Annotated in this window: 13 protein-coding genes; 10 read left to right on the top strand and 3 right to left on the bottom strand. The window is 59.0% G+C overall.

Translation table 11 applies throughout. The annotated features are described in order from the left end of the window. Window positions 1-300 precede the first annotated feature (300 nt). Genes AC1DU9_RS17755 through AC1DU9_RS17735 form a run of 5 tightly spaced genes read left to right on the top strand, consistent with a single transcriptional unit; the run spans window position 301 to window position 4499 of the window. Window positions 301-1083, top strand: a complete 783-nt coding sequence (locus tag AC1DU9_RS17755) for a transporter substrate-binding domain-containing protein (RefSeq protein WP_223463178.1) — start codon at window positions 301-303, stop codon at window positions 1081-1083. 56 nt (window positions 1084-1139) lie between these two features. Continuing rightward, window positions 1140-1868, top strand: coding sequence for an ABC transporter permease (locus AC1DU9_RS17750; protein ID WP_223463177.1), 729 nt, complete (start codon window positions 1140-1142; stop codon window positions 1866-1868). Then, window positions 1865-2575, top strand: a complete 711-nt coding sequence (locus AC1DU9_RS17745; RefSeq protein ID WP_108216706.1) for an ABC transporter permease — start codon at window positions 1865-1867, stop codon at window positions 2573-2575. The genes AC1DU9_RS17750 and AC1DU9_RS17745 overlap by 4 nt, the downstream gene beginning before the upstream one ends. Before the next feature lie 27 nt (window positions 2576-2602). Beyond that, window positions 2603-3721 (top strand): succinylglutamate desuccinylase/aspartoacylase family protein, encoded by a 1119-nt coding sequence (locus AC1DU9_RS17740; RefSeq protein ID WP_223463176.1) that lies wholly within the window; start codon window positions 2603-2605, stop codon window positions 3719-3721. 13 nt (window positions 3722-3734) lie between these two features. Further along, window positions 3735-4499 (top strand): ABC transporter ATP-binding protein, encoded by a 765-nt coding sequence (locus AC1DU9_RS17735; protein ID WP_223463175.1) that lies wholly within the window; start codon window positions 3735-3737, stop codon window positions 4497-4499. A gap of 128 nt (window positions 4500-4627) precedes the next feature. Here AC1DU9_RS17735 and AC1DU9_RS17730 read toward each other — a convergent pair whose 3' ends face one another. Continuing rightward, window positions 4628-4837 (bottom strand): hypothetical protein, encoded by a 210-nt coding sequence (locus AC1DU9_RS17730; RefSeq protein ID WP_223463174.1) that lies wholly within the window; start codon window positions 4835-4837, stop codon window positions 4628-4630. 107 nt (window positions 4838-4944) lie between these two features. Then, complete coding sequence (gene dcd, locus AC1DU9_RS17725; RefSeq protein WP_007940589.1) at window positions 4945-5511, bottom strand: dCTP deaminase; 567 nt, start codon at window positions 5509-5511, stop codon at window positions 4945-4947. A gap of 353 nt (window positions 5512-5864) precedes the next feature. Between dcd and AC1DU9_RS17720 the strand changes: the two genes are divergently transcribed. Then, window positions 5865-6074 carry a cold-shock protein gene (locus AC1DU9_RS17720; protein ID WP_002554837.1) on the top strand — a complete coding sequence of 70 codons (210 nt, stop codon included), beginning with the start codon at window positions 5865-5867 and terminating at the stop codon, window positions 6072-6074. Between the two features lie 85 nt (window positions 6075-6159). Here AC1DU9_RS17720 and AC1DU9_RS17715 read toward each other — a convergent pair whose 3' ends face one another. Then, window positions 6160-7167 (bottom strand): DUF481 domain-containing protein, encoded by a 1008-nt coding sequence (locus AC1DU9_RS17715; protein WP_223463173.1) that lies wholly within the window; start codon window positions 7165-7167, stop codon window positions 6160-6162. A gap of 163 nt (window positions 7168-7330) precedes the next feature. Here AC1DU9_RS17715 and AC1DU9_RS17710 point away from each other — a divergent pair, with 163 nt between their 5' ends. The 4 genes from AC1DU9_RS17710 (at window position 7331) to AC1DU9_RS17695 (ending at window position 12120) form a co-directional block, all read left to right on the top strand. After that, on the top strand, window positions 7331-7684 hold the full coding sequence (locus AC1DU9_RS17710; RefSeq protein ID WP_007971652.1) for an MGMT family protein: 354 nt from the start codon (window positions 7331-7333) through the stop codon (window positions 7682-7684). A gap of 44 nt (window positions 7685-7728) precedes the next feature. Next, a complete protein-coding gene (locus AC1DU9_RS17705) occupies window positions 7729-9288 on the top strand; it encodes an AmpG family muropeptide MFS transporter (RefSeq protein ID WP_223463172.1) in 1560 nt (519 codons plus the stop codon). Window positions 9289-9431: 143 nt separating this feature from the next. Beyond that, window positions 9432-11147 (top strand): proline--tRNA ligase, encoded by a 1716-nt coding sequence (locus tag AC1DU9_RS17700; RefSeq protein ID WP_223463171.1) that lies wholly within the window; start codon window positions 9432-9434, stop codon window positions 11145-11147. Window positions 11148-11166: 19 nt separating this feature from the next. Then, a complete protein-coding gene (locus AC1DU9_RS17695; RefSeq protein WP_223463170.1) occupies window positions 11167-12120 on the top strand; it encodes a hypothetical protein in 954 nt (317 codons plus the stop codon). The last annotated feature ends 238 nt before the right edge of the window (window positions 12121-12358 follow it).

The following is a 12358-nucleotide window of genomic DNA, read 5'->3' as shown; positions in this document are numbered from 1 at the left end:
GGTTGCGCTGGCGCAAGGACAAGTCGGTCGACGAAGCCGATAGCTTGACGACCCTGAAAAATCTGCTCAGCCAAGCCCTCTTCTCATCCGCGAATTTTTTTCTTTTTGAACCGAACGGGTGCGGCCATTTCCCTGCGCCCGTTTTCGTGCATAAATCTGTCTCCGGCTATTTCCAGACACCTTTTAAAACGCTTGTTCGGCACACTGGTTCGGAAATTGCTACTTTCAACAGGTCTTACGCTTTCCAGTAACAATAATTCTGCGCTACAAGCGCTCATATTGGTTTTTAGGGATTGAATAATGAAAAAAGCATTGCTGACCCTTTCTGCACTGGCGTTGTGCATGGCTGCTGGTTCCGCCATGGCGAAGGAGTACAAAGAACTGCGCTTCGGCGTTGACCCTTCCTACGCACCGTTCGAGTCGAAAGCGGCCGATGGCAGCCTGGTAGGCTTTGACATCGATCTGGGGAACGCGATCTGCGCCGAGTTGAAGGTCAAGTGCAAATGGGTCGAAAGTGACTTCGACGGCATGATTCCCGGCCTCAAAGCCAATAAATTCGACGGTGTGATCTCGTCGATGACCGTGACCCCGGCCCGTGAAAAAGTCATCGACTTCTCCAGCGAGCTGTTTTCCGGCCCAACCGCTTACGTGTCCAAGAAAGGTTCCGGCGTGACCGCAGACGTCGCGTCACTCAAGGGCAAAACCGTCGGCTACGAACAAGGCACCATTCAGGAAGCCTATGCCAAAGCCATTCTGGACAAGGCCGGCGTAAAAACCCAGGCCTACGCCAACCAGGATCAGGTCTACGCCGACTTGACTTCCGGTCGTCTCGACGCAGGGATCCAGGACATGCTGCAAGCCGAACTGGGCTTTCTGAAGTCGCCACAGGGTGCCGACTACGAAGTCAGCAAGCCGGTCGACAATGAGCTGCTGCCGGCCAAAACAGCGGTCGGTATTAAGAAAGGTAACACCGAGCTGAAAGCACTTTTGGATAAAGGTATCAAAGCGTTACACGATGATGGCACCTACACCACCATTCAGAAGAAACACTTTGGCGATCTGAATCTGTACAGCGGCAAATAATGCCCGGCGCCCATCTCTGGATGGGCGCTTTTTTCATCCGATCAGGCTGCTGATTTATGTTTGAAAACCTACTGGAAAATCTGGGGCTCTCTGCCTTCAGCCTCAAGGGCTTCGGTCCGCTGCTGATGCAAGGCACCTGGATGACGATCAAATTGTCGGCGTTATCRCTGTTGGTAGCCGTGTTGCTCGGTCTGCTCGGCGCCAGTGCCAAGTTGTCAAAAGTCAAACTGATGCGCTTGCCTGCCCAGCTCTACACCACGCTCATTCGCGGCGTTCCGGACCTGGTCCTGATGCTGCTGATTTTCTACAGTCTGCAAACCTGGCTGACCTCGTTTACCGATTACATGGAATGGGAATACATCGAAATCAACCCGTTCAGCGCCGGGGTCATTACCCTGGGCTTCATCTACGGTGCGTATTTCACCGAAACCTTCCGTGGCGCGATTCTCGCCGTCCCACGGGGTCAGGTCGAAGCGGCCACCGCCTATGGCCTCAAGCGCGGCCAGCGTTTCTGGATCGTGGTGTTCCCACAGATGATGCGTTATGCCCTGCCGGGCATCGGTAACAACTGGATGGTGATGCTCAAGGCCACCGCGCTGGTGTCGATCATCGGCCTCGCCGATCTGGTCAAGGCTGCCCAGGACGCCGGCAAAAGCAGCTATCAGCTGTTTTACTTCCTGGTACTTGCCGCGCTGATCTATCTGGTGATCACCAGCGCGTCCAACTTCATTCTGCGCTGGCTTGAACGTCGTTACTCCGCCGGTACCCGGGAGGCCGTACGATGATCGAACTCCTGCAGGAATACTGGAAACCCTTCCTTTACAGCGACGGCAATAACATCACCGGTCTGGCCATGACCATGTGGTTGCTCAGCGCATCGATCTTCTTCGGTTTCATCGTCTCGATTCCACTGTCTATCGCCCGGGTTTCACCGCGCCTCTACATTCGCTGGCCGGTGCAGTTCTACACCTACCTGTTCCGTGGCACGCCGTTGTATATCCAGTTGCTGATCTGCTACACCGGCATTTACAGCCTGGCCGCGGTGCGCGCACAACCGCTGCTCGACAGTTTCTTCCGCGATGCGATGAACTGCACCATCCTGGCCTTCGCCCTGAACACCTGCGCCTACACCACAGAGATTTTCGCCGGGGCCATCCGCAGCATGGCCCACGGTGAAGTGGAAGCGGCCAAGGCTTACGGGCTGACCGGATGGAAGCTCTACGCCTATGTGATCATGCCGTCGGCCCTGCGTCGTTCGTTGCCGTACTACAGCAACGAAGTGATCCTGATGCTGCACTCGACCACCGTGGCCTTCACCGCGACCATCCCGGACATCCTGAAAGTCGCGCGGGACGCCAACTCGGCGACCTTCCTGACCTTCCAGTCGTTCGGCATCGCCGCGCTGATCTACCTGACCGTCACTTTTGCGCTGGTCGGCCTGTTCCGCCTTGCCGAACGCCGATGGCTGGCCTTCCTCGGGCCGACCCACTAGGGCTCAACCTGCTTCAGGAAACAACAGATGCGCCACCAGATACATGACCTGCTGGCCCCGCTGCCGGGGACCGCACGACAGATCCACAGTTTTCACTTCGGCCCACAACCGGCCAACGGCAAGATCTACATCCAGGCCTCCCTGCACGCCGATGAAATACCCGGCATGCTGGTGGCCTGGCACCTCAAGCAACGCCTGGCGGAGCTGGAAGCCGCCGGTCGCCTGCGCAGCGAAATCGTGCTGGTGCCCATCGCCAACCCGGTGGGCCTGGAACAGGTGCTGATGGATGTGCCGCTGGGCCGCTACGAGCTGGAAAGCGGCCAGAACTTCAACCGCTGGTTCGTCGACTTAAGTGAAGAAGTCGGCAACGCGATCGAAGACCAACTCGGTGAAGATCCGCAGCACAACCGGCAATTGATCCGCAGCAGCCTGCGCGATGCGCTGGCCCGGCAGACCGCCAACACCCAATTGCAATCCCAGCGCCTGACCCTGCAACGGCTGGCCTGCGATGCCGACATGGTGCTCGACCTGCATTGTGATTTCGAAGCGGTCGCACACCTGTACACCACGCCGCAGGCTTGGCCACAGGTCGAGCCACTGGCCCGCTACATCGGCGCCGAAGCCAGCCTGTTGGCGACCGATTCCGGTGGCCAGTCGTTCGACGAATGCTTCACCCTGCTCTGGTGGCAGTTGAAGGAACGCTTCGGCGAACACTTCGACATTCCACCAGGCAGTTTTTCGGTGACCGTCGAATTGCGCGGCCAGGGCGACGTCAATCACCCGCTGGCAAGCCTCGACTGTCAGGCGTTGATCGACTACCTGATCCATTTCGGCGCGATCGCCGGCGAACCCGCGCCCCTGCCCGACCTGCCCTGGCCGGCGACACCGCTGGCCGGTGTAGAACCGGTGGCCACGCCCGTCGGCGGGTTGCTGGTGTTCACCGCGCTGCCGGGCCAGTACCTGGAGGCCGGGCAACTGATCGCCGAGATCATTGATCCGATCAGCGATCGCGTCACTCCCGTTCATTGCTCCGCCGCCGGGTTGATGTACGCCCGTTCGCTGCGCCGCATGGCCACTGCCGGCATGGTGATCGCCCACGTCGCGGGCACCGAAGCCTATCGCAGCGGCTATCTACTTTCGCCTTGAGGATGCACGCCCCATGTACAAATTGACCATCGAAGGCCTGCATAAGAGCTATGGCGATCATGAAGTCCTCAAAGGTGTTTCACTCAAGGCCAACACCGGCGACGTCATCAGCCTGATCGGCGCCAGCGGCTCGGGTAAAAGCACCTTCCTGCGTTGCATCAACTTCCTGGAACAACCCAACGACGGCGCCATGAGCCTCGACGGGCAGAACATCCGCATGATCAAGGATCGTCACGGCATGCACGTGGCCGACGCCAATGAACTGCAGCGAATTCGCACTCGCCTGGCCATGGTGTTCCAGCACTTCAACCTGTGGAGCCACATGACGGTGCTGGAAAACATCACCATGGCCCCGCGGCGGGTGCTGGGGTGCGACAGGAAAGAAGCCGAGGACCGCGCCCGGCGCTACCTCGACAAGGTGGGACTGGCCTCCCGTGTAGCGGACCAATACCCGGCATTCCTGTCCGGCGGTCAGCAACAACGGGTTGCGATTGCCCGCGCACTGGCCATGGAGCCGGAAGTCATGCTGTTCGACGAACCAACCTCCGCGCTGGACCCGGAACTGGTGGGTGAAGTGCTCAAGGTGATCCAGGGCCTGGCCGAAGAAGGCCGGACCATGATCATGGTGACCCACGAAATGAGCTTTGCGCGCAAAGTGTCGAGCCAGGTGCTGTTTCTGCACCAGGGTCTGGTTGAAGAAGAAGGCGCGCCAGAAGACGTGCTGGGCAATCCGAAAAGCGAGCGGTTGAAGCAGTTCCTGAGTGGCAACCTGAAGTAACGCCAACTGCAAAACCTGTGGGAGCGAGCCTGCTCGCGATTGCGGTGGTTCAGTCAGCTTCATTGTGACTGTTACACCGCAATCGCGAGCAGGCTCGCTCCTACATTTGATTGGTAGTGTCCGGATTATCAGACAACAGGCGCAGGCGGTGGCTCATCCGGCAGGGTCGGCTCACCTGGCTCGTTAGGCTGTTCGTTCGGGGTATCAGGGTCGGGTTGACCTGGAATCCCGCCAGCCGGGATGACCGAGGGAAGCGCCAACAAGGACCAGGCCAGAACGCCAACCTGATTGGGTTCAAACCTTGCCAGTTCGGCACTGATTCGCGGATCGATCTTCATTCGGCACTCCTGAGCGATGGCCCGACCCGCCTTGCGCGGATCGGAGCAGTACACTCCATAGAGTGTACGCCCGCCCAGGAATTCCCGGCATTTGTCGGACGGTTGACTCAGGTGCGAGGCAGGGTTACGCCACGCTGGCCTTGGTACTTGCCGCCACGGTCCTTGTAGGACACTTCACATTCTTCGTCAGACTCGAGGAACAGCATCTGCGCCACGCCTTCGTTCGCGTAGATTTTCGCCGGCAGATTGGTGGTGTTGGAGAATTCAAGGGTCACGTGACCTTCCCACTCAGGCTCGAGCGGCGTGACGTTGACGATGATGCCGCAGCGCGCGTAGGTGCTTTTACCCAGGCAAATGGTCAAGACATTGCGCGGAATGCGGAAGTATTCGACGGTGCTGGCCAGGGCGAAGGAATTAGGCGGAATGATGCACACGTCGCTGTGGATGTCGACGAAGCTGCCGGCATCGAAGTTCTTCGGATCGACGATGGCCGAATTGATGTTGGTGAACACCTTGAAGTGATTAGTGCAACGCACGTCGTAGCCGTAGCTCGACACGCCGTAGGAGATCACACGGCTATCGTCGCTGCCGCGCATCTGGCGCTCGACGAAAGGCTCGATCATGCCGTGTTCCTGCGCCATGCGGCGAATCCACTTGTCCGATTTGATGCTCATGGCGGGTGTCCTGAATAGCGAGGTCGAAAAATTCTGTCCGGCATCTTACCGGGCGCGCCGCCGGGTTCAAAGTCCGCGGTGCAATTCTCGCCGAACAGGCAGGAATTACCTGCGCTGGCGACGAACCGTCGCACCGCCGATCCTTAAATCAGAGAAACCTTCGCAAGAAGCATTGGCACGTCCCGGAAAAAGGGTTAAGGTGGCGTCACTGTGCTGCTTGTGTCACTGAGAATCTCTACACGATATGTTGAATTTCGATCCAACCATCTACAAGAATTTTTCCTGCTCTTTGCACTCAGTCTCGGCCAGGGTTCTTCCTGAGTCGCAGTTATCTTTGTTCAAGGAGTTACACCATGTCTAATCGCCAAACCGGTACCGTTAAGTGGTTCAACGATGAAAAAGGCTTCGGCTTCATCACCCCACAATCCGGTGACGACCTGTTCGTTCACTTCAAAGCTATCCAGTCCGACGGCTTCAAAAGCCTGAAAGAAGGCCAACAGGTTTCTTTCATCGCTACCCGCGGTCAGAAAGGCATGCAAGCTGAAGAAGTTCAAGTTATCTAACTTGTACTTGCTTTAGTAAGAAGCCCCGCCCTCAACAGCGGGGCTTTTTTGTGGGCGGGTGTTTTTGTCCGCACAAAAAAATTTCTTACCAGGTCACGCCAAATCCCGCGGTGTAGCGCGTCTTGTCCAGATCCGCATCGTCGGTGCCGCTGATGATGTCCCGCTCCGCCTTCAGGTTCAGCGAAGCCCATTCGGTCACCTTGTAGCGCAACCCCATCTCGGCATCGAGTGCGTAGTCGGCCACACCCGACAGCGGCTTGCCGACCTCACCACTGGTGAAGAACTCGACACGTTTACCGACCAGGTAGCGGTTGTAATCCCACGTCATGGCCAGGGCGTAGAAATTGTCCTTGCTGCCATCGGAGAATTCAAAGTCCGTGCGGTTGACCAGCGAGCCAAGGGAAAACGCCCCGAGTTCGTCATCCCAGAACTGATAGCCGGGGCCCGTACCGACAGTGCGCTGACGGGAAAGGTCTTCGACCTTGTCGCGCTTGTAGACCAGGCGCCCCTGCCAGAACCATTGATCGGTCAGGAATCGGTCGATGGAGTACTCGGCCCGCCAGTTGTCCGTGGTCACCACGTCGTCCTGGAACTCACGGTTGTATTCACCTTCAGCGGTGTGCCGCCAGCGACCGTGTCGCGCACTGGTCTTGAAGTCGATGTCGTAGTCATCGGTGTCGTTTTCCGCCCGCTGATAGTCCAGCGCGATATCGACGTTGCCTTTCCACACCAGATCCTCGACCACCGGCTTTGGCTTGAGAATCTGCTGGATGCTCGCCAGTTCGACCGTCTTCGGCACTTCGCCGTTGGCCAGCGTCACCTTGCCGGCGTCCGCTGCTTTCAGCGACTTGGCTTTCTCGCCAGTGTAGGCATCCTGCTTGACCAACAATTCCTGATCGCTTTCCAGGGTCTTGACCTGTTTCCAGTCGATCGTCACCGCACCGGCGTACTCGGTCTGGATCAGCAGCCTGCCGCCATCGAACAGCGTGATCTTGCCGCTCAGCTTGTCACCGTTCTTCAACCACACGGTATCGGCCAGCAAGGGAGTGGAAGCACCAAGTACGGCGAGACACAGCAGGGATCTGGACAACATAAGCAAAATACAGGCTCAGGTTTGCGAGAAAAGTCGGCATTATCCGTAGGAATAAGGATCTGACAATGACTGACCCGACTATTTTTGTTGAGTTCATTTCTCAACCGTCTGTACAGGATTTACTCTACAGATGGTAAAGCAGACTTCTTCAGGACTGACGGACGTGACCGATCCAACCGATGAACCCGAGAGTGCGGCGCAAATCCGACGCACGGCGCTGTATCTGACACTGGCGCAAGTTCCCGAGGGCAAAGTCGTCAGCTACGGTCAACTGGCCGAGCTTGCAGGACTGGGTCGCGCCGCGCGCTGGGTCGGCCGCACCCTCAGCCAATTGCCGAGCGACAGCAAATTGCCCTGGCATCGCGTTCTGGGTGCAAACGGGCGTATCAGCCTGCCGGTCGGCAGCCCTTCGGGCGATGAGCAGCGCGCACGATTACGCATGGAGGGCATCAGTGTCCTGAATAATCGTGTTGATATTCAGCGCCATGGCTGGCGTCCGGTAGAGCACAGCGGTTAGAGTGCGCGCTTTGTTTCCGTATTTCTTGAGGCAGACTCCAGCCCATGCCCCGTAAAACCTGGCGCGCCGCGCTCGCCGCTTATGCCAGCCCTTCGACACTCGTGCTGTTGCTGCTTGGGTTCGCCGCCGGCCTGCCCTACATGCTGGTGTTTTCGACGCTTTCAGTCTGGCTGCGTGAAGCCGGCGTGGCGCGTGAAACCATCGGTTATGCAAGCCTGATTGGCCTGGCATATGCCTTCAAATGGGTCTGGTCACCGTTGCTCGACCAATGGCGACTGCCGTTGCTCGGCAAACTCGGTCGACGACGATCCTGGCTCGTGCTGTCCCAGGCACTGGTCATCCTTGGCCTGATCGGGATGGGTTTCTGCGATCCGCAAAAGCATTTGTCCTGGCTGATCGCCATTGCCGTGGTCGTCGCTTTCGCATCAGCGACGCAGGATATTGCGGTAGACGCCTATCGCCTGGAAATCGCCGAAGACAATCGTCAGGCCGCCCTGGCCGCCAGCTACATGTCCGGCTACCGGGTCGCTGCGCTGCTGGCGACTGCAGGCGCGCTGTACTTCGCCGAGGGCTTTGGCTCCACCGGCTTCAACTACAAGCATTCGGCCTGGGCCGGCACTTACATTCTGTTCGGGGTACTGATGGTCCCGGCACTGCTGACTTCCATATTCATGCGCGAACCTCCCGTGCCGCTGCGCACGCAACTGCAGGCCGGGCGCTACAGCTTCGTGCATCAACTGGCCTCGGTGTTCGTGCTGATCATATTGCTGGTGTCCGTGCCGGCCATGTTCACCCAGCTCTACTACACCGACTTCGCCAGCGTACTGTTCGAAGGCGTGAGCGTGCTCGACCTGCTGCTCGAAGACCGCGCATTCCTGCGGGCCATCCTCTATATCACGCTCACCGCCCTGTGCCTCTCGTCCATGGGCCGTCGCGGCCTGGCACCCGTGCTCACGCCGATCAACGACTTCATCCTGCGATACCGCTGGCAAGCGCTGCTGCTGCTCGGCTTGATCGCCACCTATCGGATGTCCGATACGGTCATGGGCGTGATGGCCAACGTGTTCTACATCGACCAGGGCTTCACCAAGGACCAGATCGCCAGCGTCAGCAAAATCTTCGGCCTGATCATGACCCTGGTGGGTGCCGGCATGGGCGGCCTGCTGATCGTGCGTTTCGGCATCCTGCCGATCCTGTTCATCGGCGGCGTCGCATCCGCGGCGACCAACATTCTGTTCCTGCTGCTCGCCGACATGGGCCCCAACCTGAACATGCTGGTGCTGACCATCTCCCTGGACAACTTCAGTTCAGGCCTGGCGACTTCGGCGTTCGTCGCCTACCTGTCGAGTCTGACCAACCTCAAGTTCTCCGCCACCCAATACGCCCTGCTCAGCTCGATCATGCTGTTGCTGCCGCGCCTGATCGGCGGCTACTCCGGGGTCATGGTGGAAAAATTCGGTTACCACAACTTCTTCCTGATCACCGCCCTGCTGGGCGTCCCGACCTTGTTGTTGATCGCCTTGCACTGGTTCCAGGAGAACCGCCGCGCAGGTCCGACACCGACACCGGAACCGGTGCAGACCCCGGTCGCCGAAGAATCGTAAAATCTTTTCGCAGGAAGAATCGCGGAGGGCCGTGTGAATCGCGCCCTCCTGCCACACCACCGACCGCACGCCTGTACGCCAGCGGTTCTCGCCCGTACAATGCTCCGTCATTTCTCGTCATCAGCAATCGATAACGGCCAACCATGCGCACCAGTCAATTTTTGCTCGCCACACAAAAAGAAACGCCTTCCGACGCGGTCGTGATCAGCCACCAGCTGATGCTGCGCGCCGGCATGATCCGCAAACTCGCCTCGGGCCTGTACACCTGGCTGCCGATGGGCTTGCGGGTAATGCGCAAGGTCGAAGCCGTCGTTCGCGAAGAAATGAACGCCGCCGGCTCTCTCGAAGTGTTGATGCCGAGCACGCAACCGGCTGAGCTGTGGCAGGAATCCGGGCGCTGGGAAGAGTACGGCCCTGAATTGCTGCGCTTCAAGGATCGCCACGGTCGCGACTTCTGCGCAGGCCCCACCCACGAAGAAGTCATCACCGATCTGATGCGCAACGAATTGAGCAGCTACAAGCAGCTGCCGATCAACCTGTACCAGATCCAGACCAAATTCCGTGACGAAATCCGCCCACGCTTCGGCTTGATGCGTGGCCGCGAATTCATCATGAAGGACGCCTACTCGTTCCACGCCGACCAGCCTTCGCTGCAAGTCACCTACGACCGCATGCACCAGGCTTACTGCAACGTGTTCACCCGTCTGGGCCTGAGGTTCCGCCCTGTCGAAGCCGACAACGGTTCCATCGGCGGCGCCGGCTCCCACGAGTTCCACGTTCTGGCCGAATCGGGCGAAGACGACATCGTCTTCAGTAACGGTTCCGACTACGCGGCGAACATCGAGAAAGCCGAGGCCGTGCCACGGGAAACCTCGCGCGCCGCTCCGACCGAAGAACTGCGCCTGGTCGACACGCCGAATGCCAAGACCATTGCGCAACTGGTCGAAGGCTTCAACCTGCCGATCGAGAAAACCATCAAGACCCTCGTGGTGCACGCTGAAGAGAAAGGCAAGCTGATTGCCCTGATCATCCGTGGCGACCATGAGCTGAATGAAATCAAGGCAGCCAACCAGCCAGGCGTTGCCAGCCCGCTGGTCATGGCCTCGGAAAGCGAACTGCGCGACGCCATTGGCGCCGGTGCCGGTTCCCTGGGTCCGTTGAACCTGCCGCTGCCGATCATCATCGACCGTTCGGTCGAACTGATGAGCGACTTCGGCATCGGCGCCAACATCGACGACAAACACTACTTCGGCGTGAACTGGGAACGCGACTTGCCTGTTCCGACCGTTGCCGACCTGCGCAACGTCGTGGCCGGCGACCCGAGCCCGGACGGCAAAGGCACCCTGGAAATCAAGCGCGGCATCGAAGTCGGGCACATCTTCCAGCTGGGCAACAAGTACAGCAAAGCGATGAAGTGCGAAGTGCTGGGCGAAAACGGCAAGCCGGTCACCCTGGAAATGGGCTGCTACGGCATCGGCGTGTCCCGCGTGGTAGCGGCTGCCATCGAGCAGAACAACGACGAAAACGGGATCATCTGGAGCGACACCCTCGCGCCTTTCCAGATCGCCCTGGTGCCGCTGCGCTACGAAACCGAACAGGTTCGTGAAGCCACCGACAAGCTGTACGCGCAACTCACCGCTGCCGGCTTCGAAGTGCTGCTCGACGACCGCGACAAGAAAACCAGCCCGGGCATCAAGTTCGCGGACATGGAGCTGATCGGCATTCCACACCGGATCGTGGTCAGCGACCGCGGCCTGGCCGAAGGCAACCTGGAATACAAGAGCCGCACCGAGGCCGATGCGCAAGCGCTGCCGGTCGACGACGTACTGTCGTTCCTTCAGGCCCGCATCCGCCGCTGATACCAGACATAGAGGCGTCATGTTCAAGCGAAACACCTTAGGCCTCAGTGGTGCCGCCTTGTGCGGCACCCTACTGGTCAGCGGCTGTGCCAACCACATGTCACAACGCAGCGAGCAAGAGGAACGTGTCGAGCGCAAACTGCTCGATCACAGCCTGCAGATCGATGTCGGTGAGCCCAAGGTGCTTGAGCTGCCGCAACGGCGGGTGAAAATTCACGAGCAGAAGACTTTCGAAGTCACCGAGTACGAAGTCACACGTCACTACGACCGCTATACGCCGTACCAACCCTGGCGGGAGATTTACGAAATCCCGCTGGGCGCGGTGGCCGTGGTGGCGGGTGTCGGTGCCAACGTGGTCAATGTGTTCGCCCTCGGCAATCTGCCGGACAGCGTGACCAAGGATTGGCTGAGCTACGGTTTCGCCGGGCTCAACCCGTTCATGAACGTGCAGTCCCACGGTCGCGCGCAGCAGAACCTGGCCGGCATTGATGAAGTCCAGCGCGACAAGCGTACGGAGTACTCAAGCCTGCCCTGGAGCGAGCGCCCGGTCGAGGTCAAGGCCGGCAAGGAAACCTTCGAGCTGACCACCGACAAAAACGGCGTGTTACGCCTGAATCTGTTGGACAACCCGTTCGCCGAACATGACATCAATCATCTGAGCCGCTTGCTGATCCGTGTTGAGGATGCCCAGGGCAACGTGCACAACGATTCCACCCTGGTCATCAGCAGCAACTTGCGCAGCAAGCTTTATGAGGCCCACGGGTTGATTTATGACGATCTCGAAGGCGATGAAGTCAGCCAATGGGTCCACCGGGTCAAACGCCTGTCGGAGCTGGGTCTTGAAGAGGAAGCCAGTGAGCTGGAACAGAGCCTGATCGAACTGACGCGCAATGATCCTGAATTGCAGACCGAATTCCTCAAGTCACTGGCCCGCAATGGCGAGCGACTGGTGGCGAATCCGGGGCTGAACTAAACCCCAATCGGCATAGGGGACGGCCTTCATAGACCGTACCCCTGCCACACCACCCGGCATGCGGGTCCGCACCGGGCGGTTCGAGGGATTGAGGTCAGGAGAGACGTGGAAGTCCCAAGCGATCAAACCACGCGAGATTAAGCACCCAATTCAAGGCCCATCGACTGTTGTCCCACCAACGACGGGTGTTACATGCCACTTTCTGGGCGACTTCTTTACTCGCACCCAAAGCCCGTAA

Source organism: Pseudomonas sp. P4_C1, from assembly GCF_056402155.1.
This window is presented reverse-complemented; position numbering and strand designations above follow the sequence as displayed.

What these genes read in the sequence shown, in the direction of transcription:
- AC1DU9_RS17730 (WP_223463174.1), bottom strand. Translation starts at nt 4,837, where the DNA reads ATGAAGATCGATCCGCGAATCAGTGCCGAACTGGCAAGGTTTGAACCC.
- AC1DU9_RS17755 (WP_223463178.1), top strand. Translation starts at nt 301, where the DNA reads ATGAAAAAAGCATTGCTGACCCTTTCTGCACTGGCGTTGTGCATGGCT.
- AC1DU9_RS17745 (WP_108216706.1), top strand. Translation starts at nt 1,865, where the DNA reads ATGATCGAACTCCTGCAGGAATACTGGAAACCCTTCCTTTACAGCGAC.
- AC1DU9_RS17740 (WP_223463176.1), top strand. Translation starts at nt 2,603, where the DNA reads ATGCGCCACCAGATACATGACCTGCTGGCCCCGCTGCCGGGGACCGCA.
- AC1DU9_RS17715 (WP_223463173.1), bottom strand. Translation starts at nt 7,167, where the DNA reads ATGTTGTCCAGATCCCTGCTGTGTCTCGCCGTACTTGGTGCTTCCACT.
- AC1DU9_RS17720 (WP_002554837.1), top strand. Translation starts at nt 5,865, where the DNA reads ATGTCTAATCGCCAAACCGGTACCGTTAAGTGGTTCAACGATGAAAAA.
- dcd (WP_007940589.1), bottom strand. Translation starts at nt 5,511, where the DNA reads ATGAGCATCAAATCGGACAAGTGGATTCGCCGCATGGCGCAGGAACAC.
- AC1DU9_RS17735 (WP_223463175.1), top strand. Translation starts at nt 3,735, where the DNA reads ATGTACAAATTGACCATCGAAGGCCTGCATAAGAGCTATGGCGATCAT.
- AC1DU9_RS17695 (WP_223463170.1), top strand. Translation starts at nt 11,167, where the DNA reads ATGTTCAAGCGAAACACCTTAGGCCTCAGTGGTGCCGCCTTGTGCGGC.
- AC1DU9_RS17700 (WP_223463171.1), top strand. Translation starts at nt 9,432, where the DNA reads ATGCGCACCAGTCAATTTTTGCTCGCCACACAAAAAGAAACGCCTTCC.
- AC1DU9_RS17705 (WP_223463172.1), top strand. Translation starts at nt 7,729, where the DNA reads ATGCCCCGTAAAACCTGGCGCGCCGCGCTCGCCGCTTATGCCAGCCCT.